Origin of the sequence: Paraburkholderia sp. SG-MS1, from assembly GCF_012275575.1 — a bacterium.
Classification (GTDB): Bacteria; Pseudomonadota; Gammaproteobacteria; order Burkholderiales; family Burkholderiaceae; genus Paraburkholderia.
This window is the reverse complement of the sequence record NZ_NPIH01000255.1, coordinates 64,726-89,785: the sequence shown is the minus strand read 5'-3', so window position 1 is coordinate 89,785 and position 25,060 is coordinate 64,726. Positions and strand designations below refer to the sequence as shown.

General features: G+C 62.5%; 24 protein-coding genes and 1 pseudogene. 13 read left to right on the top strand and 12 right to left on the bottom strand.

What is annotated here, in order from left to right; translation table 11 throughout:
* Window positions 1-126 precede the first annotated feature (126 nt).
* A complete protein-coding gene (hpaR, locus tag CIC12_RS25975; protein WP_121323838.1) occupies window positions 127-534 on the top strand; it encodes a homoprotocatechuate degradation operon regulator HpaR in 408 nt (135 codons plus the stop codon).
* A 33-nt stretch (window positions 535-567) separates the two neighbouring features.
* On the opposite strand, the gene CIC12_RS25970 is transcribed toward hpaR, so the two are convergent.
* Together CIC12_RS25970 and CIC12_RS25965 are read right to left on the bottom strand one after the other, a co-directional pair.
* A complete protein-coding gene (locus CIC12_RS25970) occupies window positions 568-1,704 on the bottom strand; it encodes a DSD1 family PLP-dependent enzyme (RefSeq protein WP_168668302.1) in 1,137 nt (378 codons plus the stop codon).
* Window positions 1,705-1,732: 28 nt separating this feature from the next.
* Window positions 1,733-2,047 (bottom strand): annotated as a pseudogene (locus CIC12_RS25965) (HAD family hydrolase); the annotation flags it as partial.
* A 245-nt stretch (window positions 2,048-2,292) separates the two neighbouring features.
* Here CIC12_RS25965 and CIC12_RS25960 point away from each other — a divergent pair.
* On the top strand, window positions 2,293-3,411 hold the full coding sequence (locus CIC12_RS25960) for a hypothetical protein (protein WP_238812891.1): 1,119 nt from the start codon (window positions 2,293-2,295) through the stop codon (window positions 3,409-3,411).
* A 25-nt stretch (window positions 3,412-3,436) separates the two neighbouring features.
* Here the strand turns inward: CIC12_RS25960 and aroQ are convergent, their stop codons facing one another.
* From aroQ to CIC12_RS25945, 3 genes are read right to left on the bottom strand one after another with little or no spacing between them, the layout of a single operon-like run.
* Window positions 3,437-3,877, bottom strand: coding sequence for a type II 3-dehydroquinate dehydratase (gene aroQ, locus CIC12_RS25955; protein WP_168668301.1), 441 nt, complete (start codon window positions 3,875-3,877; stop codon window positions 3,437-3,439).
* 48 nt (window positions 3,878-3,925) lie between these two features.
* On the bottom strand, window positions 3,926-4,993 hold the full coding sequence (locus CIC12_RS25950) for a Gfo/Idh/MocA family protein (protein WP_168668300.1): 1,068 nt from the start codon (window positions 4,991-4,993) through the stop codon (window positions 3,926-3,928).
* Between the two features lie 46 nt (window positions 4,994-5,039).
* On the bottom strand, window positions 5,040-6,446 hold the full coding sequence (locus CIC12_RS25945; RefSeq protein ID WP_168668299.1) for an MFS transporter: 1,407 nt from the start codon (window positions 6,444-6,446) through the stop codon (window positions 5,040-5,042).
* Between the two features lie 252 nt (window positions 6,447-6,698).
* Here CIC12_RS25945 and CIC12_RS25940 point away from each other — a divergent pair, with 252 nt between their 5' ends.
* Window positions 6,699-7,655: a LysR family transcriptional regulator gene (locus tag CIC12_RS25940; RefSeq protein WP_168668297.1), complete on the top strand. Its 957-nt coding sequence runs from the start codon at window positions 6,699-6,701 to the stop codon at window positions 7,653-7,655.
* 281 nt (window positions 7,656-7,936) lie between these two features.
* The gene (locus CIC12_RS25935; protein WP_168668295.1) at window positions 7,937-9,460 is read left to right on the top strand and encodes a CoA-acylating methylmalonate-semialdehyde dehydrogenase; all 1,524 of its coding nucleotides are present in this window, start codon (window positions 7,937-7,939) and stop codon (window positions 9,458-9,460) included.
* A 93-nt stretch (window positions 9,461-9,553) separates the two neighbouring features.
* Here CIC12_RS25935 and CIC12_RS25930 read toward each other — a convergent pair whose 3' ends face one another.
* From CIC12_RS25930 to CIC12_RS25915, 4 genes are all read right to left on the bottom strand, one after another.
* A complete protein-coding gene (locus CIC12_RS25930; protein ID WP_168668293.1) occupies window positions 9,554-10,906 on the bottom strand; it encodes an MFS transporter in 1,353 nt (450 codons plus the stop codon).
* A 67-nt stretch (window positions 10,907-10,973) separates the two neighbouring features.
* Window positions 10,974-11,537, bottom strand: coding sequence for an isochorismatase family protein (locus CIC12_RS25925; RefSeq protein WP_168668292.1), 564 nt, complete (start codon window positions 11,535-11,537; stop codon window positions 10,974-10,976).
* A 27-nt stretch (window positions 11,538-11,564) separates the two neighbouring features.
* Window positions 11,565-12,017 carry a MarR family winged helix-turn-helix transcriptional regulator gene (locus CIC12_RS25920; protein WP_168668291.1) on the bottom strand — a complete coding sequence of 151 codons (453 nt, stop codon included), beginning with the start codon at window positions 12,015-12,017 and terminating at the stop codon, window positions 11,565-11,567.
* A gap of 123 nt (window positions 12,018-12,140) precedes the next feature.
* Complete coding sequence (locus CIC12_RS25915) at window positions 12,141-12,788, bottom strand: VTT domain-containing protein (protein ID WP_168668290.1); 648 nt, start codon at window positions 12,786-12,788, stop codon at window positions 12,141-12,143.
* Window positions 12,789-12,901: 113 nt separating this feature from the next.
* Here CIC12_RS25915 and CIC12_RS25910 point away from each other — a divergent pair, with 113 nt between their 5' ends.
* Complete coding sequence (locus CIC12_RS25910) at window positions 12,902-13,429, top strand: GNAT family N-acetyltransferase (RefSeq protein ID WP_168668289.1); 528 nt, start codon at window positions 12,902-12,904, stop codon at window positions 13,427-13,429.
* Between the two features lie 169 nt (window positions 13,430-13,598).
* Here CIC12_RS25910 and CIC12_RS25905 read toward each other — a convergent pair whose 3' ends face one another.
* Window positions 13,599-14,660: an alkene reductase gene (locus CIC12_RS25905; RefSeq protein ID WP_168668288.1), complete on the bottom strand. Its 1,062-nt coding sequence runs from the start codon at window positions 14,658-14,660 to the stop codon at window positions 13,599-13,601.
* Between the two features lie 84 nt (window positions 14,661-14,744).
* The gene (locus tag CIC12_RS25900) at window positions 14,745-15,047 is read right to left on the bottom strand and encodes an ArsR/SmtB family transcription factor (protein WP_121321401.1); all 303 of its coding nucleotides are present in this window, start codon (window positions 15,045-15,047) and stop codon (window positions 14,745-14,747) included.
* Window positions 15,048-15,576: 529 nt separating this feature from the next.
* Between CIC12_RS25900 and CIC12_RS25895 the strand changes: the two genes are divergently transcribed.
* Window positions 15,577-16,440 carry a PH domain-containing protein gene (locus tag CIC12_RS25895; protein WP_168668287.1) on the top strand — a complete coding sequence of 288 codons (864 nt, stop codon included), beginning with the start codon at window positions 15,577-15,579 and terminating at the stop codon, window positions 16,438-16,440.
* A gap of 272 nt (window positions 16,441-16,712) precedes the next feature.
* Here CIC12_RS25895 and ppk2 read toward each other — a convergent pair whose 3' ends face one another.
* Window positions 16,713-17,528, bottom strand: coding sequence for a polyphosphate kinase 2 (ppk2, locus tag CIC12_RS25890; protein ID WP_168668285.1), 816 nt, complete (start codon window positions 17,526-17,528; stop codon window positions 16,713-16,715).
* Between the two features lie 204 nt (window positions 17,529-17,732).
* Between ppk2 and CIC12_RS25885 the strand changes: the two genes are divergently transcribed.
* The 7 genes from CIC12_RS25885 (at window position 17,733) to CIC12_RS25855 (ending at window position 25,052) form a co-directional block, all read left to right on the top strand.
* Window positions 17,733-18,413, top strand: coding sequence for a hypothetical protein (locus CIC12_RS25885; RefSeq protein ID WP_168668283.1), 681 nt, complete (start codon window positions 17,733-17,735; stop codon window positions 18,411-18,413).
* Between the two features lie 428 nt (window positions 18,414-18,841).
* Window positions 18,842-19,429, top strand: coding sequence for a BPSL1445 family SYLF domain-containing lipoprotein (locus CIC12_RS25880; RefSeq protein WP_168668281.1), 588 nt, complete (start codon window positions 18,842-18,844; stop codon window positions 19,427-19,429).
* A 1,075-nt stretch (window positions 19,430-20,504) separates the two neighbouring features.
* Window positions 20,505-21,938 (top strand): sensor histidine kinase, encoded by a 1,434-nt coding sequence (locus CIC12_RS25875; protein WP_168668279.1) that lies wholly within the window; start codon window positions 20,505-20,507, stop codon window positions 21,936-21,938.
* 17 nt (window positions 21,939-21,955) lie between these two features.
* Window positions 21,956-22,579 carry a response regulator gene (locus tag CIC12_RS25870; RefSeq protein ID WP_168668277.1) on the top strand — a complete coding sequence of 208 codons (624 nt, stop codon included), beginning with the start codon at window positions 21,956-21,958 and terminating at the stop codon, window positions 22,577-22,579.
* A gap of 161 nt (window positions 22,580-22,740) precedes the next feature.
* Complete coding sequence (locus tag CIC12_RS25865) at window positions 22,741-23,127, top strand: response regulator transcription factor (RefSeq protein ID WP_168668275.1); 387 nt, start codon at window positions 22,741-22,743, stop codon at window positions 23,125-23,127.
* A gap of 211 nt (window positions 23,128-23,338) precedes the next feature.
* Window positions 23,339-23,731, top strand: a complete 393-nt coding sequence (locus CIC12_RS25860; protein WP_168668273.1) for a hypothetical protein — start codon at window positions 23,339-23,341, stop codon at window positions 23,729-23,731.
* A 16-nt stretch (window positions 23,732-23,747) separates the two neighbouring features.
* On the top strand, window positions 23,748-25,052 hold the full coding sequence (locus tag CIC12_RS25855; protein ID WP_168668272.1) for an efflux RND transporter periplasmic adaptor subunit: 1,305 nt from the start codon (window positions 23,748-23,750) through the stop codon (window positions 25,050-25,052).
* The last annotated feature ends 8 nt before the right edge of the window (window positions 25,053-25,060 follow it).

Sequence of the window (25,060 nt, the reverse complement as noted above, 5' to 3'; positions counted from 1 at the left end):
GCTTGATATGATTCACGGTCAATAGGCTGTCGATTGATCGCGGGTTTTCCCTTAAGCTTCGCCGGCTGCTCTTATTTCTTTTCCAACATGTCCGCTGCCACCCGAGTTTTGCACCGCAACCTGCCGATGCTGTTGTTGCGCGCCCGAGAAAAAATGATGGAGCGTTTCCGTCCGTTGATTACCGCTCACGGACTCACCGAGCAGCAATGGCGCGTGATTCGCGCGCTCGACGAGCACGGCCCGATGGAGCCGCGCCACATTTCCGATATCTGCACGATTTCCAGCCCGAGCATGGCCGGCGTGCTCGCGCGCATGGAGAGCATGGATCTCGTCATCAAGGAGCGTTTCGCGGAGGATCAGCGGCGCGTGCTGGTGTCGCTGACGGACACGAGCGTGGAACTGGTGCGCGTGATTTCGAAGGATCTCGAAGCGCACTATCGCGAGCTGGAGCGCAAGGTGGGGCCGGAGATCGTCGAGCGCGTGTATCGGGCGGTCGACGATCTGCTGGCGGGGCTGGGAGAAGAGGATGAGTGAGCAGGGCTGCTGAAGGCCCGGGACCGCGTTCGGCTACCAGCCGTGAAAGCGTCGCCACGCCACGCTGTTGCCGTCCGGCGCGACCGCGTGATACTCGGGAAACTGCGCGCCCGTTGCGCACGCATGATTCGGCAGAATGCGCAGCTTCATGCCGATTGGAAAGCGCTCCGCGATATCGTCGACTCGCGTGCCTGCTTCGGTCGACGACAGAATGCCGTGCTCCTGATTGGCGCCGCTCACCACATACCCGGGCAGCAGGGTGCCGTTCAGCAGACACGGCTGGCCGTAGCCGAAATCGTGCGACTGTTTGGACGTGCCGCGATCGCGGCTCATCGCCATCCAGCCTGCGTCGAGAATCGCCCAGCCTTTATCCGCCTGATGACCAATGACGGTGGCGAGCACGCTGAGCGCGATGTCGTCGAGCGCGCACACGCCGACGTTGTGCATGACCAGATCGAACAGCACGTAGACACCGGCCCGCACTTCGGTGACGCCGTCCAGTTGCGCGGCGGCGAGCGCGGTGGGCGTCGAGCCGACGCTGACCGCCGGGCACGCGATGCCGGCCTCGCGCAGCCGTTGCGCCGCGCGCACGCAGCCCGCGCGCTCCCGTTCGGCGAGCACCGCGAGCGCGGCCGGCGTATCGAGCTCGTAGCTCGATCCTGCGTGGGTCATCACGCCGCCCACTTTCACGCCGTTCTCCTGCAGAATTTTCCCGACTTCGAGCAATGTGTCCTCTTCGGGCGTGATGCCCGAGCGGTGTCCATCGGTGTCGACTTCGATCCACACCTCGAAGTTTTCGCCATGCTGGTCGCCGAATGCGGCGAGCGCCGACGCGGCGTTCGGGTTGTCCACCACCAGCTTGAGATCGCAGCCTTGGCGGCGCAGCGCGAGCGCTCTCGGCAACTTCGAGGGCGCCATGCTGACCGCGTAGAGAATGTCATGGATGCCGGCGGCAAAGAATGCTTCGGCTTCCTTCAGCGTCGACACCGTGATGCCGCGCGCGCCGGCGGCGATCTGCGCACGCACCACGTCGATGCATTTGGTGGTCTTCACGTGCGGCCTGAACGCGACGCCCAGCGTGTTCATGCGCGCCTGCATACGCGCGATGTTCTTCTGCATTCGCGCGATATCGATCAGCGCGGCAGGGGTTTCGATCTGTTCGAGTTTCATGCTGTCACCGGGATTGAAGTGATGGGGCTCACAGGCCGAAACGGCCGAGCCACGGGATGAGCGAATCGAGCTTGGCCGCTTCGATCTCGGGTGCCTGCGCACCCGCGACGAGCGGCAGGCCGGCGTGGTTGTGCCAGTATGTACGCAAGCCGACCGCGGCGGTGCCAAACATGTCGTAGCTGGAGCCGGCCACGAATGCGGCTTCGTGGGCCTGAACGCCGAGTGTCGTGAGCGCGAGCCGGTACGGTTGCGGGTGCGGCTTGTAGACACCGGCTTCTTCGGCGGTCACGATTGTGTCCCAGCGGCTCGGGAACAGGTTGGCTGCCTGAGTGCCGAGGCGGATATCGGCCGAATCGTTCATGTGAGCAATGGAAGAGGGCGCAAGTCTGGCAGCATAATGCGTTTGGCCATGCGGTTCCATGGCCGTCGGCGGTGCACGCAGCCGAACGCGGCACGGCCTCGCAAGGTAAAGTGATGTTTCCGTCACGAAGCCGACCGCTCGACCCGTTCAAGTATGAGCCGCCATGAAGCGCCGCGGGCAGTGTCCGCTTTCCATCGAATCGTTGTCGCCTTCAGAAGAGAAGTCCCATGCCGTTGTCACAAGGGCCGTCGAACAGTCCGTCGAACGCCGCTAACGAACCGGTTTCCCGATTGAACGATGCCGCGCAAAAAAGCGCGCTGAAACAGGCGGTATTTCTGCACACGGGTTGGCGCAGCGCGGGTACGTGGGTCTGGTCCCGTCTGCGTGAACTCGACGCGGCAACCGGCTTTTACGAACCGCTCAGCAACGTACTCGCCGAGCTGAGCCTCGCCGAGGTGGCCGCCTCCCGACCCACGCTGACCTCGGGGCATCCGCCGCTCGCTGCGCCGTACTTCGACGAGTACCGTCCGTTTCTTCAGGACCGCGTGCGCGGCGTGGCCGGTTATCGCAAACGCTTCAGCATCGATCGTTTCGCGAGCACGCCGGATGCGGAATTCCCTCCTTTACAGGCCTATTTGCACAATCTTTGCGAACGCACCGTCGAACTGGGCAGCGTGCCGGTCTTCAAGTTTTGCCGCTCGTCGGGCCGGCTGCCCTGGTTGAAACTGGCGTTTCCAGAAGCGATGCACGTGGGCGTGCTGCGCAATCCGGCATCGCAGTTTGCCTCGGGATGGCTGCTCAGTCAGCAATGGAGCAATCCTTTTTTCGTCGCCGCGCCGTTTCGTGTACTGGGTCTGAACCAGTCAGACCCACTGGTCAGACAGGCGATCGCCGTTTGCGGCGCAAGCTTGCCGCCCGTGGGATCGATGCCGGATGACGCCTACGCGATGGCGTGTGAGCAATACGCGCGCACGGCGGAAGGCAACAACGCCTATCGCGCGTTTGTCGCGTTGTGGATTCTCTGCGCGTTGCGGATGGCCGAGGGTGTCGGTCTGCTGATCGACATCGACCGGCTCGGGCAGTCGCGCGACTATGCGGCCGGATTGCGCGCAGCGTTCGAGGCGCAGAGCGGGTTGTCGCCCGACTTCGGCAGCGCCCGCGATCTGGTCGAAGAGACGCGGCGCAGCGGGGCGCGTATGGCGGGAATCGACGGGCGCGCGATGCGCACGGTGCATTCCGCTGCGCTCAAGTTCCTGAAAGCGCAGGGCGGCGTAGATGCCGCATTGGTCGATGTGGTGCGCGAGAAGATGGTGCTGGCCAACGAACTGACCGAACAATGGCGCTAACGGCGCAGCACACACTCGCCGCGATCTAGGCCGCCGCCGCCGACACGGCCGCGCGTAGCCCGAGCAGATAACTGTCGACGCCAAAGCCGCAAATTTGCCCTTTGACGATCTCCGCGAACACCGACTGATGCCGGAACGCTTCGCGCGCGTGAATGTTCGACATGTGGATTTCGACCACCGGCACCACCAGAATGGCGAGCGCGTCGCGAATCCCGTAGCTGTAGTGCGTCCATGCGCCGGCGTTGATGAGCACGCCGTCGACGTTGTCGGTGAAAGCTTCGTGAATGCGCTCGCACATGGCGGCTTCGCTGTTGGTCTGGAAGCTTTCCACATGAACGCCCAGTTCCTTGCCCGACGCCTGCAGCTTGCTGTCGATTTCAGCGAGCGTGATGGTGCCGTATTGCGCCGGATCACGCTTGCCGAACATGTTGTGGTTGATGCCGTGCAGCATCACGAAGGTTTTCATCTGGGATCCCGAAGAAGGTGTTGCCGGCGCGGCGCGCGCCGCACGGATTTAACGAGCCGATGCGATGGCTGGCGTGGTGTCCACGACCGAGCCCGCATTGGCGGCTGCGGCGATGGCCTCGGTGATGCGCAGATTCTGCAGGCCGTCCCGGGCACTCACGAGCGGCTCCGTTTCACGCCGAATCACGCGTTCGAAGTGTGCCAGTTGCAGCTTGAGCGGATCGTCGCGCGTCACGGCGGCGATGCTCACCTCGAACGGCTTCCACCACGAACGGTCCTCGGCTTTGCCATACGTTTTCAGGCGCATGGTCGGCACGGACAACGAACCGAACGTGCCCGCAATCACATAGCAATCTTCGTCCGGATACGACGGGTAGGCCTTGTTTTCCTGGGAAGTCTGTTCCCAGCTGCGCGCGCTCGCCGCGGTGTCCGATAGCATGAAGCTGCCGAGCGCGCCGCTCGCGAAACGCAGATTGATCGCGACCGTGTCTTCGACCGGAAAGCCGCGCGTCGCATGCGATGAAAAAGCCTGCACGGCGACGATGTCGCCACACAGCATGCGCAGGTTGTGCACCTCGTGAATCATGTTCAGCAGAATCGGGCCGCCGCCCGGCTTGCGCCGCCATTCGGCATCGGAGAAGTACTGGTCGGGCTTGAAAAACACCGCGCTGCCCATCACCGCGACCAGTTTGCCGAGGCGGCCTTCGTCGATCAGTTGCCGCGCGCGCGCCATGATCGGACTATGCGCGCGGTGATGGCCGATCAGCAATGGCACGCCGCTGTGTTCGACTTCGCCGACCAGCATCTCGGCTTCATCGACGGTCGGCGCGATCGGCTTTTCGAGCAGCGTCGGCACGCCGGCCGCGAGGCAGGCTAACGCATGCTCCACATGCAACTGGTTCGGCGTGGCGAGAATCACACCGTCCGGACGGTCCCGTTCGATCAGTTCGTCGAGCGTGGGGTAGAGCGGCACGCCGGCCTCGGCGGCGATCGGCCTGGCCGCTGGCGAAGGGTCGACGATCGCCGACAGCGTGCACGTGCCGCTCTGTTGCGCGACGGCCATATGCGCGCGGCCGATATAGCCCGCGCCGGCCACTGCGATCCGCGTCCTGTTCATGAATCGGGTCCTCTGCGGTTGCGATCGGATGCGTGAGCGTCGGCACTCACGCGACGGCTTTTTTTGCGTCGGCCATGGTCTGCGCGCGCAGGGTTTCATAGCTGTGCTTGTCGATCGGCACCGCGCCGGGTTGACCCAGGTCGCTCAGCTTGACGCGGAAGTTCTCGCGCGCACTCCATGCCGTGACCGCAGCGATGACCGTGATGCCGAACGTGATTGCGCCGATGGTGAGCGGGATGTTGTTCGATCCGGGCGGCGCGACGTAGGCGAACAAGGCCGGCAGCAGCGCGGTGATCGTCGTGCCGATGTTCTGGCCGATCGCCATCGCCGACACGCGCGAGCGGGTCGGGAACAGCTCCGGGTAGAAACTCGGGAAGGTCGCGTTATAGCCTTGATAGACGATGCCCCACATGAGGACCGACATGACCATGGCGAGCGGCACATTGCGGATGCTGATCGCGTAGAGATACGCGAACGAGAGCAGGCCCGCGCCGAGCGCACCGACGATGATCGGCAGGCGCCGCCCGATACGGTCCGACAGATTGCCCACATACGGAATCACCAGCACCGCGACAATGTTGCCGACCACGGGAATCCACAGATACACGCTCTTGGAGAAGCCGATACCGTAAGACTGTTGCACCGCATACGCCGCGCCGAAAATCGTGGCGACGACGGGAATCACGTTCATCAGCGAGCAGCCGACCACGCGCAGCATATCGCCCCAGTTATAGCGGAAGGCTTCGACGATCGGCGACTTCGGCACGTTGCCGCTCGCGTCTTCCTTGGCGAAGGCGGGCGTTTCGTCCACCTCGCGGCGAATGTAGTAGCCGGCGACCAGCACCAGCGCGCTGAGCAGGAACGGAATCCGCCAGCCCCACGAGTTGAACGAACTCTCATCCATGAAGTAGGCGAGCGGCAGGAACACGGCGGCAGCGAGAATCTGGCCCGCCTGCACGCCCTGCAGCGTGAAACTCGCGTAGTAGCCGCGTCGCCCGAATGGCGCGTGTTCGAGAATCATGGAGCTTGCGCCCGAGATTTCACCGGCGACGGCAAAGCCCTGAATCAGCCGGAGGATCACCAGAAGCGTCGGCGCCAGCATACCGACCTGATGGTAGGTGGGCAGGAGGCCGACTGCCATCGTCGAGAAGCCCATCAGGAACATGCACACGAGCAGCACGTTCTTGCGGCCGTGGGTGTCGCCCCAATGCCCGAGCACGACCGCACCGATCGGCCGCGCGACGTAACCGACGCCATAGGTTGCGAGCGAGGCGACGATCGCGATCTTCGGATTGCCGGATGGAAAGAACAGCTGAGGGAAGATGAGGGCGGCCGCCTGAGCGTAGATGAAAAAATCGTAGTACTCGAGCGCCGATCCGATCCAGCCGCTGGCGGTTGCTTTGCGAGCCTGCGAGCCATGCCCGTGGGTGCTCGCCGATGCGTTCGTTTCCATATCGTCTCCTGAACAGAAATGTTTTTGTCAGCTTCTATGGCTGACTCATTGGCGCGCCGAAACCAGAACTTTGCAAGCCAGGACTTTCCTGGACGTGCTGGCCGGCGATCCGTTGGCAGTCGCTGTCGCACGCCGATACAGGGTTAACCAGTACCTGGGTGTACGGAACATCGCGCCCGGTGAGCCCCGGCTTGCCCGATCAATCCGTTGAGGCTAGGGTAATGTGCTTCTGCACGGACACAATGCGACCAGATGAAAAATCAGAATGCGCTCACAGCCAGCAATGAGTCGTTTCTGCGTGATCTTCAGCTGTTCTGCAACATCGCGCGGCGAGGCAGCTTCGTCGCGGCGTCGACGGAAATGGGCTTGTCGCCCTCGCATGTGAGCAAACGGATCGCGATGCTCGAGGCCAGTCTCGGGGTGAAGCTGTTTCAGCGCACCACGCGGCGGGTTAGCGTGACGAGCGACGGCGAAGCCGCTTTGCAGTGGGCGCAGAAAATACTCGATGACGTGCAGGGTATGGCCGATGCTTTCGCCGATCGTCGTACCGAGTTGAGCGGGCTGCTGCGTATCAGCACGAGTCTGCGGCTCGGCCGCAAACACGTGTCGCCGATTCTCGCGATGCTGCGCGAGCGTCATCCGAATCTGGAAATCTGGCTGGAGTTGCTGGACCGGCGCGCGGATCTGGTTGGCGAGAATTTCGACATCGACGTTCGCGTCGGGGAAGTGTACGAGCCGCATCTGATTGCGCACAAGATGGTGGAGAGCGCGCGGATTCTTTGCGCATCGCCCGCCTATCTCGAGCGCCGGGGCGCGCCGGCGGAGCTGGGCGAACTGACGCAACACGACTGCCTGCTGTTTCGCGGCCGCGACGATCGCTTCGGCGTCTGGCGTCTGGCCGGACCGGACGGGGAAAAGAGCGTGAAGGTAACGGGCACGGTCGCGTCGAATCTCAGCGATATCGTCGTGCAATGGGCCAAGGACGGCTACGGTGTGGTGATGGTGTCGATCTGGGATGTGGCCGAGAGTCTGCGCGCCGGCGAACTGGTACGCGTGCTGCCGGATTACCAGCAGTCCGCCGACGTATGGGCGGTGACCGCGGAGCGGCTGTCGTCGTCGGCGAAGATCCAGGTGTGCATCGAATTCCTCAGGGAGCAGTTGACGTGCGGACCGTATGCGCTCGTCACGCGGGGTGTAGGCGGTTTTTGACGCTCTGCGCGTCGCGGGCCGTCCGCGTTTGCCTATCGCTTCGCTGCCGAGGTGTGCGGCTCCATGACAGTTGCGACGCCAAAAACAATACAGTGAGGCGCGGTTCTATCGCGCTGTATCGGGAATATGCCCGGCGCCGTCGATACAGTTGGCGGGTCTTCATGAAGCCACGCAGCGGGCGGCCCGCCGCTTTCACGCGCTGTGCGCCGCAGCCCCATATTTCTTGCTCACGGCCCGAGGGCGAAGCGCCGTGGCCTATTTCCCGAACACGAGGTCAGAACATGAATGTAGCGAATAAAGAAGCGCAGCTGTCGGTGCGGCAATTGGGTCATTACATCGGCGGTGCGCCGGCCGAACCGACGAGCGGCCGCTTCAAGGACGTGTTCAATCCCGCGACCGGCAAGGTGAGTGGTTCGGTCGCGCTGGCTTCGGTCGAAGAAGTGGACGCGGCCGTCAAGGCCGCGAAGGCCGCGTTTGCCGCGTGGAGCGAAACGGCGCCGCTCAAGCGCGCCCGCATCCTGTTCAAATTCAAGGAACTGCTGAATCAGCATCACGACGAACTCGCGATGCTGATCACGCGCGAACACGGCAAGGTGTTCACGGACGCGCAAGGCGAAGTGGTGCGCGGCATCGAAGTGGTCGAGTTCGCGTGCGGAATTCCGAATCTGTTGAAGACCGACTTTACCGACCAGATCGGCGGTGGCATCGACAACTGGAATCTGCGCCAGCCGCTCGGCGTGGTGGCAGGCATTACGCCGTTCAATTTCCCGGTGATGGTGCCGATGTGGATGTTCCCGGTCGCGCTCGCCTGCGGCAACACGTTCGTGCTGAAGCCGTCGGAGCGCGATCCGTCGGCGTCGCTGCGGATCGCCGAATTGTTGAAGGAAGCGGGGCTGCCGGACGGCGTATTCAATGTGGTGAACGGCGACAAGGTGGCCGTCGATGCATTGATCGAACACCCGGATGTCGCGGCGCTGTCGTTCGTGGGCTCCACGCCGATCGCCGAATACATTCACACGGAAGCGTCGAAGCACGGCAAGCGCGTGCAGGCGCTGGGCGGCGCCAAAAATCACCTCGTGGTGATGCCGGACGCCGATCTCGATCAGGCCGTCGATGCGCTGATCGGCGCCGCGTATGGGTCGGCAGGCGAGCGTTGCATGGCGATCTCGGTTGCGGTGGCAGTGGGCAATGTCGCCGACCGGTTGATCGACAAGCTGGTGCCGCGCGTCAAAGCGCTCGTCATCAAGAATGGCGAGCGCCTCGACGCCGAGATGGGACCGTTGGTTACTGCCGAACATAAAGCCAAGGTGGCCGGCTATATCGCCTCGGGCGAGGCGGAAGGGGCGAGGCTGATCGTCGACGGTCGCGCGCATCCGGTGGCGGCGGAGGAAGGCTTCTTCATCGGCGGCACGTTGTTCGACAACGTCGGCACGCAGATGAAGATCTACAAGGAAGAGATCTTCGGCCCGGTGCTGGCGGTGGTGCGAGTGCCCGATTTCGCGAGCGCCGTCGAGTTGATCAACGCGCATGAGTTCGGCAACGGCGTATCGCTCTTCACTTCGGATGGCGGCGTTGCCCGTGCGTTCGGCCGGCAGATCCAGGTGGGCATGGTCGGCATCAACGTGCCGATTCCGGTGCCGATGGCGTGGCACTCGTTCGGCGGCTGGAAGCGTTCGCTATTCGGCGACCACCATGCGTATGGCGAAGAGGGTGTGCGCTTCTATACGCGCTACAAGAGCATCATGCAGCGCTGGCCGGACAGCATTGCGAAGGGCGCGGAATTCACGATGCCGGTCGCCAGATAAGCTGCCGCGCAGCGCCAGTACGGCGGTAACGACAAAGCCGCGCCTGATCGATTCAGGCCGGCTTTTTACATTGAATTGAAGCGGCGAGGTCGTCTAAACGCCCGACGAAGCGTCTTCCTCCGCTTCGCTGACGGCGGCATTCTGCACCGCGCTGACGGGACCGACGTAAGACGTTGCCGCGCTCGCAACCGGACGCGGGTCGTCGATGCTGTAGCACAGCCGTCGCCCTTGGACATACACGCGCAACTGCCGGTACTTCACCAGATAAAGCAGGCCGACGAGCGCCGCAGCGAAACCCGACGCGGCGCCCACGCCGAGCGCCCAGCGCGGGCCGAAACGATCCGCGACCCAGCCCACCACCGGTGCGCCGAGCGGCGTGCCCCCCAGCGCGATCGCCAGCAGGATCGCGATCACGCGGCCACGCATGGCGGGCTCAGTGGTGAGCTGCACGAGACTGTTGGTGGACGTGGTGAAGGTTTGCGTCGATACGCCGATCACGACGAGCGCCATGCCGAACAGCACGTAATTCGGCATCAGCGCGGCCACCGTGCAGCCCACGCCGAAAATCGCGCCCGCGCCGAGCAGCAGCGCCATCCGGGGGCGCGCGCGGCGCGCGGCGAGCAGTGCGCCGGTGACCGAGCCGATTGCCATTGTCGAGCTCAACGCGCCGTATTGACTGGCGCCCGCGTGAAAGGCGGTGACCGACATCGTGGAGATGAAAATGGGGAAGTTCAGTCCGAACGTGCCGATCAGGAACAGCATCAGCAAGGCCGCTTTCAGATCGGGACGCGTCCACACATACTTGAAGCCTTCGACGAAACTGCCGCGCGAGCGCACGGCGCGTGGCTTCAGATGCAGTTCGTGCAGGCGCAGCATGCGCAGCGAACCGAGCACCGCGACGAAAGACAGCGCGTTGATCAGGAACACCCAGCCGGTGCCCACCGACGCGATCAGTAGCCCCGCCACTGCGGGCCCGATCATGCGCGCCGCGTTGAACGAGGTGGAATTGAGGCCGACCGCATTTGCGAGATCGCTTTCCCCGACCAGATCCGATACGAAGGTTTGACGCGCCGGAGAATCGAACGCGGTGACGCAGCCGAGTAGCCCCGCGAAAACATAGATTTGCCAGAGCTGCACGAGCCCGGTGATCGTGAGAAGACCGAGCGCCAGTGCCAGCGAGCCCATGGCCGCCTGGGTGGCGAACAGCAGCTTGCGGCGGTCGAAATGATCGGCCGCATAGCCGGTGAGCGGCAGCAACAGCATTTGCGGTCCGAATTGCAAGGACATGACGATACCCACGGAAGTCGCATTGTGATGCGTGAGTTCCGTGAGTACGAGCCAGTCTTGCGCCGTGCGCTGCATCCACGTACCGACGTTCGAGACGATCGCGCCACTCGCCCAGACCCGGTAGTTGAAATTTCGCAGCGAACGGAAAGTGCCTGTCACAGGATGATTTCCCTCTGAACGGCGAACCATGCTGGGAGCAGCCGCGAGCGCGCGCTCAGGCGGATGGTCATGCGCGCGTACTTTCGAGCAGGGCGAGGACCTCCTGCGTCGTGCCCGTTTCGCCCAGACGCGGGAAGATGCGCGTGATGCTGTTGGTGTGCGCGTCCGCGTTCATGTCGGTCATCGCGTCGACGACGAGCGTGACGTTCAGGCCGAGTTCGCTCGCGTAGCGCGCGGTCGATTCGACGCCGATGCTGGTTGCAATACCCACCAACACCACTTGCGTCACACCTTCCTTGCGCAGATAGGCTTCGAGGTCCGTATTCGTGAACGCACCCCACGTGCGCTTGGTCACCAGATGATCCGACGGCTGCTGGTTCAGTTCGGGCAAGAGGTCCGCGAATCCGGCGGGGAAATCGCCGGTGTGGCGACCCTGGTCGGTGCGGCCCGGTGCGCCGGCCGTGACGTTCACGAGCACCACGGGCAGGCCGTGGCGGCGAAACGCGTCGAGGACGGCGACCGAGCGTTGGACGATTTCGCTCGCCGGGTGAACGACGGGCAGTGCGACGATGCCGCGCTGCAAATCGATGACGATCAGTGCGGTCTTTGCGTCGAAAGTGGTGAGTGCCATGGGTGTGCTCCAGGGTGGTACGAGTCGTTACGAGTCGATCAGGCGTTTGAGTAAGTCGACGCCGATTGCGAGTTGTTGCTGCTCGGCCGACGAGAAATGGGTCTGAATGGTGCGAAACAGCCAGTCTTCGCGCGCGGCCCGGGCGGCCTTGATTTTCTTGCGAAAGGCCGGAGTCAGGGAGAGAACCGTCTGCCGGCCGTCATTCGGATCGGGCGCGCCGTGGACGAATCCCGCGGCCTTCAGCGCCGAAAGCGTTTCGCCCATTGATTGCGGACGCATGCCCCGTGCCCGTGCCAGCGTCGTGACCGTAGCCGGACCTTCGCGCTCCAGCAGAGCGAGAACCTGCATCTGCGAAGGTGTGAAGTCGCCCACATTGGACTCTTCGCGCAGACGGCGGCGCAGCTTCACGCCCACCACGCGCAGGTCTTCAGCCAATGCGTGCAGCGCTTCGGGGGTAGGCGAAGGGACATTCCTGCTCATGCGATGACAGCCGGATGTGAAGGTTACCTGCGAAGGTTACCTTCGTATCTCGTCCGGGTCAAGCCGGGACGCCGTGGCGAACGGCCGCCATGCCGGTAACGCGATGCATGCGCGCCCGGACGTTCAGGGAGCGCGCAAGCGCCGATGGACGAGACGCCATACCGTGCCGCCGATCAGCATGGCGCCGCCGAGCGCAATGCCCAGCAGCACGATTGCACTCATGTGATCGCGCACCATCGGCATGTTGCCGAACAGGAAGCCGGCCGCCATCAGCAAGACGATCCATAGGACCGCGCCGGCGCTCACGAGCCACACGAAACGCGAGAACGTCATGCGCGAGACGCCGGCGACGAACGGCGCGAATGTGCGCACCACGGCGATGAACGGCGACAGCAGAAAGGTCAGGCCTCCGCGTGCCTCGCTGAAATCGTGCGCTTTACGCAGCGCGCGCTTGTTGAGCCAGCGATAGTCGGCGGTATAGACCTTCTGGCCGACCGCGTGACCGATCGCGTAGCCGACGATGCTACCGCCCACCGTCGCCACGAACAGCACGGGCGCCACGATCCAGGCATTAAGCGCGCCCGTGGCCGCGAGCGCGCCGCAAATGAAAATCAGCGGATCGCCGGGCAGGAAAAACAGCGGCAGGAAGCCGTATTCGACGAACACGACGACGAACAGCAGCACATACGCGCCATTGCCGAACTGCGTGATCAGTGTGCTCAGGTGCTGGTCGAGGTGCAGCGCGACCTGTAACACATTCAGGAGATCCATCTTGGGCCGAAGGGGAGTCAGATGTCAGGAGTGTAGTCCCGCGGCAGTGCGGGCACTTGTATATTTGTCTATGGGGATGTCAATATCGCGCGATATTTTTGCTTCGGAACGCCATGCAGCCTGCACCTACTGTCACTTTCCGTTTTGCCGCGCCGCACGAGGCGAGCGTGATTCGTGAGATCGAATTCGAAGCCGGCCAGCGCTTTGTCAACGTCGGTATGACCGGGATTGCCGACGCGCCGCCGATGGCGCTGGAACTCGTCGAGCGCAAGCTCGCCGCCGGCGAGATCATCGTCGCGGTGGACGCCGATGCAACATGCGCCGGCTTCGTGATGTTCGATCCGCAGCCCGCGTGTATCTATGTTCAGGAACTCGACGTGCTCACCGCGCGCGCCGGGCGGCGCATCGGCGCTGCGCTCATCGAGCAGGTCGCGCAACTCGCGCGCACGCGGCAATTGCCGCAACTCGTTCTGTCGACCTATCGCGATGTGCCGTGGAATGCGCCGTATTATCGGCGACTGGGGTTTCGCGACATCGAGGAAGGCGAGCTGGATGCGGCGTTGATCGCGCGGCGCGACGCGCATATCGCGCGAGGACTCGACGAATCGAAGCGCGTGTTCATGCGGCGTGATCTGGGATGACGTGTGGAGTTTCCGCGTGTGCTGTCGGGTTGATTCAGAGCGGGCGCGCCGCGGTGAACAGGGTGAACGGGCAATGCGCAAAAAAGCGCGGCGGGCGATGAGCTGAACATTGTTCGCTCTTCACCCGCCGCGCCATTTCTACAGGGTCACGCGATTCACACGCGGCCGCTTATTCCACCGTTTCCAGCGCCGGATAATCCACGTAGCCGGTTTCGCCGCGCGCATAGTAGGTCGCCGGATTGGGCTTGTTCAACGGCGCATTCGTCGCGAACCGGCGCACCAGATCCGGATTGGCGATGAACAGTTGACCCCATGCCACCGCGTCCGCTTCGCCCGCGTCGAGCACCTGCTGTGCGGTCTCTTTGGTGAACTTCTCGTTCGCGATGTACGGGCCGCCGAATTCCTTCTTCAACTGCGGGCCCAGGCGGTCCTCGCCGAGCGATTCGCGGGCGGCAATGAACGCGATCTTGCGCTTGCCGAGTTCGCGGGCCACGTAACCGAACGTGCCAGCGGGGTCGGAGTCGCCCATTGCGTGCGAGTCGCGGCGCGGTGCGAGATGCACGCCGACGCGGTTCGCGCCCCACACGTCGATACACGCGTCCGTCACTTCGAGCAGCAGACGCGCACGGTTTTCGATCGGGCCGCCATAGGCATCGGTACGCTTGTTGGTGCTGTCCTGCAGGAACTGGTCGAGCAGGTAGCCGTTCGCGCCATGCACTTCGACGCCGTCGAAACCCGCCGCCTTCGCGTTTTCCGCGCCCTGGCGGAACGCTTCGACCACGCCGGCAATTTCATCGAGTTCCAGCGCGCGCGGCGTCACGTACGGACGTTCCGGACGCACCAGGCTCACATGACCTTTTGCCGCGATCGCGCTCGGCGCAACCGGCAATTCGCCGTTCAGGAACAGCGGGTCCGAAATGCGGCCCACATGCCACAGTTGCAGGAAGATCTTGCTGCCCGCGGCGTGCACTGCGTTCGTGACGAGCTTCCAGCCTTCTACCTGTTCCTGCGACCAGATGCCCGGCGTTTCCGCGTAGCCGACACCCTGCGGCGTGACCGAAGTGGCTTCGCTGATGATCAGGCCGGCCGTTGCGCGCTCGGCGTAGTAGCGTGCCATCAGCGCGTTCGGCACGCGGATTTCTTCGGCGCGTTGACGTGTCAGCGGGGCCATGATGATGCGGTTCGACAACGTGATGTCACCAATTTGCAGCGGATCGAAAAGAGTCGGCATAAGAGTTCACCTTTGGCGGCGGGCGCGGCCCGAGCCTGAAAAAAGCTGCGTGATGAAGGTAGCGCGGCGACGCGAGCGAAGCGTTCAGAGCCGGGAGTTCATATGATCGAGGAACGCCTGGATGACGGGCTCGTTGCGCTTGAAAAAGACCCATTGACCGACCCGTTTCGACGTGACAAGCCCCGCGCGCTGCAAGGCCGCGAGGTGCGCCGACACGGTGGACTGCGACAGGCCGCAGCGCGCGTCGATCTTGCCCGCGCATACGCCGTGATCGAGCGGCAACTCCTGATCGGCGAAATGCGCGTGCGGCTCCCGCAGCCAGCCGAGAATCTCCCGGCGGACCGGGTTGGCAAGCGCTTTGTGAATCGCGTCGATATCGGGTTTCATCTGGGTTCGTTCAAGCTTTTCGACAACGGGCAGCCGGGACGCCGGAAGGCGTCGACGCATCTGCATCGCTACATGACGAAGTGTATATCGTAATTTGACGATATGTTTGAAAGCACTACTCGCGGTGGGGCGATCGCGATATCGACATACAAAAAGGCACGCCCGACTTTCTTGCGACGTTCACTTATCCGACCGCAATGACCGCAATGACTGCAGGTCGCTAAAGTGGCCAAAAAATGAAGGCTCGTCTTTCGTTTCCCGGCAGGGCGTAGGATAGCTACGTTGCTGTTTCCCGTTGGCTGGACGGCGATCGGGCGAGGTGGATATTCCGTTCGTTGCAGCGAGACAGCAACGCCAACCGACACATTTCTCCTTTTATGCATGCATCGCCACGATGCCGTCTTGACTACGCTTCTCGCAGCCGCGCTTTTGGTGCAACGACACCGCTCGTGAAGACTCTCATTACCGCCATAGTCATTAGGAGCGGGCACCTGAGCAAGTCGGCCGATCCGTCCGGACGCGGTGGAAGATGCCGCATGTCCGAGCGCTGTTCAACGGAACGCAGACCTTCGATCCCTTTTCGTCATCCATTGTTCAAGGCCAAACCTGCACGGATGACGACCGCCTCACTTCACTGCCCGGCGGCCTTTCGCAGCGGGGCGCCCAACGACACTTCCTCGCGCCGAAAGAGGCCGTTGGCCGGTCTGTGACTAGCACTGCGCTACAATCGTCCTATGTCAGTGTGCTTGGCGTAACGGTCATGGCATTGTCGCCGGTCAGCAGTCAGTTCGCCGACGCGCAGCCCCATCAGGCAGCGCCGCCTTTTTCGACGGACGACTCGGGCCGTCGGTCGGAAAAAGGAATAGACGCGATGGCTAATCACGTGATTTTCAGCGGCGCGCCGTCGCAGGCCTGCAATCTTCCAGCGCTCCTGAAAGGGGGCGTTGTGATAGCAATGATTGGCGGTGTACATCTCTGCGCGTCGAACTCTTTCCCGTTTCAGTGGAATGTGCTGCTTGCACAAGCCGGCGCGGTTTTGATCGGTGTCGGCTTGCCGTTCGTCAAAACCGCGTTCACCCGAATCGTCATCGATACCGCACGCATTTCCTGGACGCAGGGCATTATGCATCGCCGTGTGTCGACTCTCGAACTTTCCCGGATTCAGTGCATCACCTCGATCCACCCATGGTGGCAACGCCTCTTCGGCACCGGCACGATCATCCTGATGACCAACGATGCAGCTCATCCCGTGAGGCGTTTGCCGGCCATCAGCAACGCGGATCAGCTCTGCAGGAGGCTTGAGGATGCGGTAGCCATGCATCAGGAAAGGCTTGCTCCCGCGTACACGAATGATCCGGACGCACCAGGCCACTCCCAGGCACACGGTATTTGAACGGGCGAGGTCAGTTCGCAACTGCAAAATGGATAGCGGCGCATCGACTCCGCTCGACTGGCGTCCCGACAGATGTCACCAGTCGTTCTGCAGACGGGGCTGTCCTGATGATGGACTCGAGCCAATGGTGAGAGCTTCTGGAAGGGCGCATGGTGCCGGCGTCGCGCAACCGCCTCCCGGTTCATGCATGCTGTGGCCCTGACGAAAGCGGGCCTGACGAGCGAACGCACGGATAGGAGACCCTTACATACTCCACCGCGCTCCCACCAGGCTCAGAATCGCTCGGCGACGTATTTGAACGGATAGTCCGGTGCCTGATAGCCGTCGGGTTTCTGCCTTTTGGGTAGCGTCACTTTCTTGCGCGGCATGGCCGTATATGGAATTCTGCTCAGTACATCGCTGATGATGTTCAGTCGCACGCGCCGCTTGTCGTTCGAATTCGCCACATGCCATGCGGCGATCCCGGTGTCTGTCGCTTCGAACATCGCGTCGCGCGCACGCGAGTAGTCATACCATCGGCTATACGATTTCAAATCCATATCCGTGAGTTTCCAAACCTTCCGCCCGTCGTGGATGCGGGCTTCGAGACGGCGGGTCTGTTCCTCCGGGCTGACCTCCAGCCAGTATTTGAGGAGAATCACCCCGGACTCGACGATCGCCCGCTCGACCAGCGGCAGCGCCTTGAGAAAGGCCACGGCGTCCGCGTCGGAGCAGAAGCCCATCACCCGCTCGACGCCCGCGCGGTTGTACCAGCTACGGTCGAAGATGACGACTTCCCCTGCGGCCGGCAAGTGCGGCAGATAGCGCTGCACGTACATCTGGCTCTTTTCGCGGTCGGTGGGTGCGGGCAGCGCGACGACGCGAAACACGCGCGGACTCACGCGCTCGGTGAGCGCCTTGATGGTGCCACCCTTGCCCGCGCCATCACGTCCTTCAAAAACAATGCAGATTTTGCTGCCCGTTTGCACCACCCATTCCTGGAGCTTGACGAGTTCGACATGCAGATCGAACAACGCCTTGCGGTACTCCTTGTACGAGAGTGCCTTGCCCTCGACGGACGCGTCGCCTTTCGCCTGGGTCTTCGCCATTCCCCTATCTCCGCGCGAATTTGAGCTGAGTCATTACCCAACGATCCTCTTGCAATGTAGTGCTCGGCGCGCGGGAAGACCATACGACCTTGGTCCAATATCGGGCGCCGGATCACCAACCGTATGCTGCATGATGTTCAATGGCATCGACGCGTTCGGCCAGGTAGTAAGAACGATCACACGCTAACCGCGGCGGGAGATCTCATGGGCTTTACCGGTCTAATGGATCAGCAGGACATCGGCGCTCGCGAGCCGGTTCTGGATACTGTCGATCGGGTGTCGGAACTGTGTTTTGGTCTCTTCATGGCGCTCACGTTCGTCGGGGCTGTGTCGGCCGCGACGGCGGGCGAAGGCGCCGGGCGAAAAATGTTCTATACGGCACTCGGCTGCAACCTCGCGTGGGGTCTGGCCGACGCGGTGATGTTTCTCGTGCGCACGCTGACCAATCGCGGCCGCCGGCTGACCCTCGCGTTGAGCATCAAACATGAGCAGGACACGGCCGCGGGCGTTCGTGCGCTTCGCAAGGCATTGCCGGCATGGATCACACCGCTGATCGCCGATACGGAACTGGAGCTGATCCGGGCGCGCATCGCCACGATCCCCGATTTGCCGAGTCGTCCGCGCTTTTTGCGCGATGACGTCGTTGGCGCGGTGGGCATCTTCGTGATAGTCGTTTTATCGACTTTCCCGGTGGCATTGCCGTTCTTGCTGTTCGCGGACGTCTCGACGGCGCTGATCGTTTCGCGCGTGCTGACGATTGCCATGCTATTCGGCAGCGGGATGGCGCTGGGCTACCACGCCGGGTTCGGCGGATGGAGAGCAGGGCTGGCAATGGCGGCGCTCGGCGTCGTGCTGACCATGGCGATCATTGCGCTGGGCGGTTGATGACGGGCGGCGATTGTGGATGGCGCATTCACGAAGCAAGGGCCGACATGAGTGCCGCCGGGCGATTGGTCTTTCCAACGCTCACGCGGCGCATCCAGGGGGCGCCCTGTAAGACCAAGGTCCGATTTCCCAATTGCCGCGCCGTGACATCATGTAAGCAGAGGCGTTGCAGTCGCGGTCCTGGCCCATCGAAGGCATGGCGGCTCGATATGTCCGGCGCAAGCCGGCCGTCTGCGCTGTGCGAGCAGAAGTGTGAAGCCGGGCGAGGGCTTCACGGGTGTCGTCGCGCACCCGCCGCGTTGCGCGTGTGCTGGACCGGCAAGCCAAGCTGCACGGCAGCGACCTGCTGGATTGCGATAGAGCAAGGGACCGAAGCGGCCAGACATAGCGGCTGGCGATTCGCACTGTAACCACAACGGAGCTCGATAATGAACAGACGGAACTTTGTGCAAACGATCGCGATTTCAGGCGCTGCCGCGAGTTTGGCTTTGACGGGTTGCACCATGACATCGGGGGGGGACAAGAGTCCCGCGACTGCCGCGTCGAAGCGGCAGGAGATCGATGCAGCGGTGAACGGCACGTTGTCGCGGCTGCACACGGCGGTCCCGGGTTCGAATGAACTCATGGCGAAGGCCCAAGGGATTCTGGTTTTTCCGGACGTGAAAAAAGCGGCCTTCATCGTGGGCGGCTCGCACGGCGATGGTGCGTTGCGGGTCGGTGGCGCGACCGTCGGTTACTACAGTACGACCGCCGCTTCATTTGGATTTCAGGCCGGCGTTCAGTCGACCGCGATCATCTTTCTCTTTATGACGAAGGACGCGCTGGACAAGTTCCGCAACTCGAGCGGCTGGTCGGCCGGCGCAGACGCGGGCGTTTCGATAGCGAAAGTCGGCGCCAACGGTGCACTGGACACGTCGTCCGTGAATTCGCAGGTCGTGGCGCTGGTGTTGACCAATGCCGGTCTGATGGCGGATCTGTCGCTCTCCGGAACGAAGGTGAACCGGCTCGACCTGTAAGCGAGTCAGGATGCGCGGACCGTTTCGTCACGCTGAATCAAAGCGGCGTAGCCGACGGCGGCGCCGTTGCGTCGCGAACCCGTCGGCGCGGGCGACGGAGTGCGTGACGACCGGCGCCGCCATCGAGATGGATCACGTGGTTGGGCGAGAGCCGGCCAACGGGGCATAACCTTGCGCAAGGCCGCCAACGCTGCGCATATGGTCGACGAATGACGGTCTTCGGCGATGCCATTCGCCGTTCTCCTGGTCGTAGTCTTTCGCGCGCATAGGTCTGGCGTCGCCGTGGCCTGGCCGACCTCGGCCATGCCCATCCGGCGGGCCAACACCATGACTCGTCATTCGTGACGCAGTTCAGAGTAAGTCTTCGTCGCTAGCGATGTTCGTATTCATTGGAAGTCGCTGCTGAATTCGCACGGGCATCGCCGCGAATTTATAGTGCCTGATCGCTATGCATTTTAAGAAACGGCTTGGGTGGTGACAGGAGCCACATCGAAAACGGTGAAACACCAATTAAACGTTTTCTAAATAGGTCGGCTTTTTGCAGGACGGGTTAACCACGAGGGGATCATGTCACTATAAATCTCGGCATGATATTTGTCGGCAAAAAATATGACGTAAAACTCCGCGGCGCTCTTGATGGCGAAAATCATTGCGCCGGAGAGTTCACGCAGAAAGGTTTGTCACTGGCGAATCCCTGCTGCACGCGGCGTTCAGAGGGCCGCCGCTGAGTAAATGCCGATTGCATTTTTAGAGCGGACGCCCATAGCCAATTCCCGGACTTCTGGAAAAGCGTATGGATAATTAATGGGTATGAAATCGGACGAGCCATTATTCCGATAACAGCTGACGTATGTCAGAAAATGCCAGACGCCCCTAGGCTGCAGTGGGCACTGAATGGGAAAATTGCGTTTTTTTCTTATGAAATCGACGTGTGATGATCCTATACTGTTTCCAAGTTACTGGTGTACGACGTAATCGGCTACGGAATCAGCGTCGGCGCTGTTATCCGGCAGACGAGGCGTTGCGGTGTTGATCGACTCCATACATGCACTAAACACGGGTGGCGGAGATTCCGATGATCAACCTCATCGTGCATGGCAAGGACCTGATGCAAGGCGTGGTTGGATTTGCGATGACCCTCTATGTGCGCCAGCGCCCTCCTGCCCCATGCTCCGATCGGAATGCAGACGCCTTGATTCCCAACACCGGTTCGACTCATGAGGGGGGCGATCCGCGTTTGGCAACGTCTGAAGCCGAAGCGGCCGCTTTCATTCGCGACGCCGTAGATCGGTTCAGGCTGCCCGTCGCAGCCGGCGAGCGTGAGCTTGCCGGTTCCGCAGCGGGATGGCGAAGCTACGCGGGCGCATGCGTATCCCCGCTGCGCGACGGCGGGCGGCTCAGCGGCGAAATGCTGGACGAGCGAATCCGGTGGCGCGACGCGCTCGACATGTTGCCGGTTCCGATCCTCACGGTCGACCTGCGGAATCAGATCACTTTTGCGAACGCGAGCACCATCGAACTGTTCCGCTACACGAGGGAACAATTGATCGGTGCATCGACCGAGTTGCTATTTCCGATCCGGGGCCTGCGCGATTGCCAGTCCACGGGCGCGGACGATGACGTTGCAAACAGCACCAGTCACGGAAAAACCACCCAGATGCGCTTCGCGCGGCGCAGCGACGGTGAAGGTTTTCACGTTGAAACCAATACGACGAAATACAGCGCAGGCAATGAGCAAGTGCGGATCATCGCGATATCGAGCCACAATGCATGCCGCGAAGTCGATCGCAACCGCAAGGAGCTGACGCATCTGGCGCGCGTCGCTTCGTTGGGAGAACTGGCGAGTTCTCTTGCCCACGAGCTGAACCAGCCGCTTACCGCCATCCTGAGCAACGCGCAGGCCGCGCAGAAGTTCATCGAATCGGATAAGGCCAATACGGCGGACCTGCGCGAGGCGGTGGACGACATCGTCCTCGATAGCTGCCGCGCGAGCGAAGTGATCAAGAAGATCCGCACGATGGTGCGAAAAGGCGACATGGAGTTGCAACCAGTCGACGTGGGCGGTGTGGTGCGCGACATCGCGCTGCTTGTGCACAGCGATGCGATGGCGCGCGAGGTCAGCACGACATTCGACATTGCCGAGAATCTGTCGATGGTGCTCGGCGACAGGGTTCAATTGCAGCAGGTCGTACTGAATCTGCTGCTGAACGCCTTCGACGCGGTGAAGGAATGCGACCCGAAGGACCGCCTGATCAAAACGACGGTGCGCGAAGAATCCGGCACAGGCGTGCGGATTACGGTAAAAGACCGGGGTCAGGGATTGACCGCCGACAAGATGAGCAAAATGTTCAGGCCATTTTTCACGACCAAACCTCAAGGACTCGGACTGGGTCTGTCTATCAGCCGCACGATCGTGACGGCGCACGGAGGCCGGTTATGGGCGCAGAACAACGAGGGCAAGGGAGCATCCTTTCACATAGCGCTGCCGCGGGCCGCGGACCTGCGATAGGGCCGCCTCCGGCCGTCGTGAGTGAGGCCGCCGCCCGCGTTTTCATCGTCGACGATGACGAGCGCGTGCGATGCGCGCTCGCCCGACTGCTGCGCGCGTCGGGTTATCACGTCGAATCCTTCGAGAGCCCGGATGCTTTTCTGAACCGGGCCGACCTGGCGAGCACGCCCGCCTGTCTCGTTCTCGATCTGCAGATGCCGGGCATGACCGGGCTCGACGTGCAGCGCAATCTCAAGCAGTTGCTTCCCATCGTCTTTCTGACAGGGCGGGGCGACGTCAGCACGAGCGTCGAAGCCATGAAGGGTGGTGCGCTCGATTTTCTGCCCAAGCCGGTGTGCGAGTCGCGATTGCTCGCCGCGATCGATCGCGCGCTCGAGCGGGCCTGCATCGAGTTTGCGAAAAGAAACGAAGCGGCGGAGCTTCAGGAGCGGGTCAACCATCTCACGCGCCGTGAGCGTGAGGTCATGGTGCTCGTGCTGACCGGACGCCTGAACAAGCAGGTCGCCAGCGATCTTGGCGCGGCCGAAAAGACGATCAAGATTCATCGGGCGCGCGTGATGGAGAAGATGAAAGCCCGATCGATCGTCGAACTCGTTCGGCTCGCGGAAAAAGCCGGCCTTTATCCGGCCGACGACAAGTAGTCCTGCATGGTCCGATCTGGGACCGGGGAACGTTCATCATATCCGGTCCCCCCGCCACGTGCCGCTAGTGGACCAAAGTCCTATATCTCATTTCCGTGTCTGCCGTTAGTCTGAAGCTCCAATGATCTATTCATGGAGCGACAGCGTGTTCGCGTCGCCATATGGTCAACCCCAACCAAATCGTTGCTGTGGTCGACGATGACGAATCGGTTTGCCGGGCCATCAAGCGTCTGCTGCACTCCGCAGGGATCGAGGCGGAGACGTTCTCAAGTGGCGACGAACTGTTGAATACGCTGTCGGCGATTCCGTCATATCGGCCTGCGTGCGTCATTCTGGACATCCAGATGCCGGGAACCGGCGGTTTGGAAGTCCAGCGTCAACTTGCGCCGCTCGGTTTGCCGATCATCATGATCACGGCACACGACGAACTCGTCGTTCGACAGGCAGCGCTGGCGTCGGGCGCCGCAGCGTACCTGCGCAAACCTTTCAATGCGGCGATTCTCCTCAAGGCGGTGGAACTGGCGATAAACGGTCCGTTGCGCCCTTGAAGCACGCTCACCCCATCTGGCGATATGAGACCAAAGTCCCATTGTCTCCCTGTATGGCTACAACCAAACTGACCTAAGTCCGCGCGTCAACCGGGCGGCCGGCCGCTTCGAACCGAAGGCGCGGCTGCCTGACCCGACCCGTTTGCTGGGTGACGGCGCGTGCGTGGGTTCGCTGTGTGCGCAGCCTTCAAAGAAAACGCGGGAGTACGCGATGAAATCCGGGTCCGTTTTACTCACGATTGTGCTCAGCGTCGTCGCACTCGATACATGGGCCGCCGGCTTCGATGGCAGCAAGCCGCTCCTGTGCGCGACGATCGACGCGCACGCGTGCGATCCGGGCATCGCCTGTACCCGTTCGTTGCCGGACGACATCGGCGCCCCCCGGTTTCTGTCGCTCGATTTCGACAAGAAAGTGATTACCGGACCGGCGCGAACGACCCCCATGCATATCGCCAGCAAGGACGCCAACCAGATCATCATGGACGGCACGGAGATGGGCTATGGGTGGACCCTCGTCGTCGATTCGACAGACGGATCGATGACGTTGGCGATCGTCAACAGTCAGGACGCCATGGTGCTGTTCGGCAACTGTACTGCCTTATGATCAGGCGGGTCGCGCGATGAAAACCGTCTCTTGCCTCCACACCGCGCCGCGGCGGCATCTTCGCGGACCCGCGGAGCCCTCCGGCTGTTTCCATCGTTCGGGGCGCGCGCTGCTGCTGCTGGCAGCGGCCATGACCCTGCTGGTCGCCTGCAAGAAGCATCCCGCCGCGCCCGCGGCCGCCGCGCCGGAAGTGACCGTCACGACCGTGGTCCAGCGCGACACGCCGGTCGACTTCGAATTTACTGCTCAAACCCAGAGTTCTCGCGAAGTGGAGATTCGCGCGCGGGTGGATGGCTTTCTCGACAAGCGCATGTATACCGAAGGGCAGGTGGTCAAGACAGGCCAGACCATGTTCCAGATGGACAGCAAGCCGTTCGAGGCCGCGCTGCAAACGGCCAGGGGGCAGCTGGCGCAGCAGCAGGCGCGGCTGCAGGTGGCCCGGGCGAATCTCGCGCGCGTGGAGCCTCTGGCCGCCCAGAACGCATTGAGCAAGAAAGACCTCGACGACGCGATCGGCAACGAAAAGCAGTCTGCCGCAGCGGTCATCGCTGCGCAGGGAGAGGTCCAGACCGCGCAGCTCAATCTCGGCTATACGACGATCAAGTCGCCGCTCACGGGGCTGTCGAGCTTCGCGCGTCAGCAGGACGGCAGTTATGTCACGGCCACTTCCAACAGCTTGCTGACCTACGTCTATCAACTCGACCCGATGTGGGCGAACTTCAGCATCTCCGAAAACATGATGTTGAAGTACCGCGACCAGATCGCCGCCGGTCAACTGAAATTCCCGCAGAACGACGATTTCGTCGTGCAGATCATTCTGGCCGACGGCTCGATGTTCGCACAGTCGGGGCGCATCGACTTTGCCAATCCGGCCTTCAACACAGAAACCGGGACGTTCCTCGTGCGGGCGGTTTTCGCCAATCCGAAGGGGACGTTGCGCCCCGGTCAGTTCGTCAAGGCCAGGGTCTCCGGGGCCATCCGGCCCAACTCGATTCTCGTGCCGCAGCGCTCGGTCCTGCAAGGCTCGAAGAGCCACTTCGTGTGGGTTGTCGACAACGAGTCCAAGGCACGGCAGCGCGTCGTCGAAGTGGGCGATTGGCAGGGCGAGGACTGGTTCATATCGGAAGGGCTCAAGCCGGGCGAACGCATCGTGGTGGATGGCGCGCTGCGTGTCTCGGCGGGACAGCAGCTCAAGATCGTCCAGGGCCCGGTGCCAGGCGCAGCGCCCGCCGCGGCGGCCGCGTCCGGCAGTGCCGCGCCGGCGGCTTCCGCGCAGGCATCGGCGACGGCGCAAGGAACCCACAGCGATACGACCCAATGAAAGGGCCG

Excerpts from the sequence above, each read along its gene's own strand:
- hpaR (WP_121323838.1), top strand. The coding sequence starts at position 127 with ATGCTGTTGTTGCGCGCCCGAGAAAAAATGATGGAGCGTTTCCGTCCG.
- CIC12_RS25970 (WP_168668302.1), bottom strand. The coding sequence starts at position 1,704 with ATGAAACTCGAACAGATCGAAACCCCTGCCGCGCTGATCGATATCGCG.
- CIC12_RS25960 (WP_238812891.1), top strand. The coding sequence starts at position 2,293 with ATGCCGTTGTCACAAGGGCCGTCGAACAGTCCGTCGAACGCCGCTAAC.
- aroQ (WP_168668301.1), bottom strand. The coding sequence starts at position 3,877 with ATGAAAACCTTCGTGATGCTGCACGGCATCAACCACAACATGTTCGGC.
- CIC12_RS25950 (WP_168668300.1), bottom strand. The coding sequence starts at position 4,993 with ATGAACAGGACGCGGATCGCAGTGGCCGGCGCGGGCTATATCGGCCGC.
- CIC12_RS25945 (WP_168668299.1), bottom strand. The coding sequence starts at position 6,446 with ATGGAAACGAACGCATCGGCGAGCACCCACGGGCATGGCTCGCAGGCT.
- CIC12_RS25940 (WP_168668297.1), top strand. The coding sequence starts at position 6,699 with ATGAAAAATCAGAATGCGCTCACAGCCAGCAATGAGTCGTTTCTGCGT.
- CIC12_RS25935 (WP_168668295.1), top strand. The coding sequence starts at position 7,937 with ATGAATGTAGCGAATAAAGAAGCGCAGCTGTCGGTGCGGCAATTGGGT.
- CIC12_RS25925 (WP_168668292.1), bottom strand. The coding sequence starts at position 11,537 with ATGGCACTCACCACTTTCGACGCAAAGACCGCACTGATCGTCATCGAT.
- CIC12_RS25920 (WP_168668291.1), bottom strand. The coding sequence starts at position 12,017 with ATGAGCAGGAATGTCCCTTCGCCTACCCCCGAAGCGCTGCACGCATTG.
- CIC12_RS25915 (WP_168668290.1), bottom strand. The coding sequence starts at position 12,788 with ATGGATCTCCTGAATGTGTTACAGGTCGCGCTGCACCTCGACCAGCAC.
- CIC12_RS25910 (WP_168668289.1), top strand. The coding sequence starts at position 12,902 with ATGCAGCCTGCACCTACTGTCACTTTCCGTTTTGCCGCGCCGCACGAG.
- CIC12_RS25905 (WP_168668288.1), bottom strand. The coding sequence starts at position 14,660 with ATGCCGACTCTTTTCGATCCGCTGCAAATTGGTGACATCACGTTGTCG.
- CIC12_RS25900 (WP_121321401.1), bottom strand. The coding sequence starts at position 15,047 with ATGAAACCCGATATCGACGCGATTCACAAAGCGCTTGCCAACCCGGTC.
- CIC12_RS25895 (WP_168668287.1), top strand. The coding sequence starts at position 15,577 with ATGCCGCATGTCCGAGCGCTGTTCAACGGAACGCAGACCTTCGATCCC.
- ppk2 (WP_168668285.1), bottom strand. The coding sequence starts at position 17,528 with ATGGCGAAGACCCAGGCGAAAGGCGACGCGTCCGTCGAGGGCAAGGCA.
- CIC12_RS25885 (WP_168668283.1), top strand. The coding sequence starts at position 17,733 with ATGGGCTTTACCGGTCTAATGGATCAGCAGGACATCGGCGCTCGCGAG.
- CIC12_RS25880 (WP_168668281.1), top strand. The coding sequence starts at position 18,842 with ATGAACAGACGGAACTTTGTGCAAACGATCGCGATTTCAGGCGCTGCC.
- CIC12_RS25875 (WP_168668279.1), top strand. The coding sequence starts at position 20,505 with ATGATCAACCTCATCGTGCATGGCAAGGACCTGATGCAAGGCGTGGTT.
- CIC12_RS25865 (WP_168668275.1), top strand. The coding sequence starts at position 22,741 with ATGGTCAACCCCAACCAAATCGTTGCTGTGGTCGACGATGACGAATCG.
- CIC12_RS25860 (WP_168668273.1), top strand. The coding sequence starts at position 23,339 with ATGAAATCCGGGTCCGTTTTACTCACGATTGTGCTCAGCGTCGTCGCA.
- CIC12_RS25855 (WP_168668272.1), top strand. The coding sequence starts at position 23,748 with ATGAAAACCGTCTCTTGCCTCCACACCGCGCCGCGGCGGCATCTTCGC.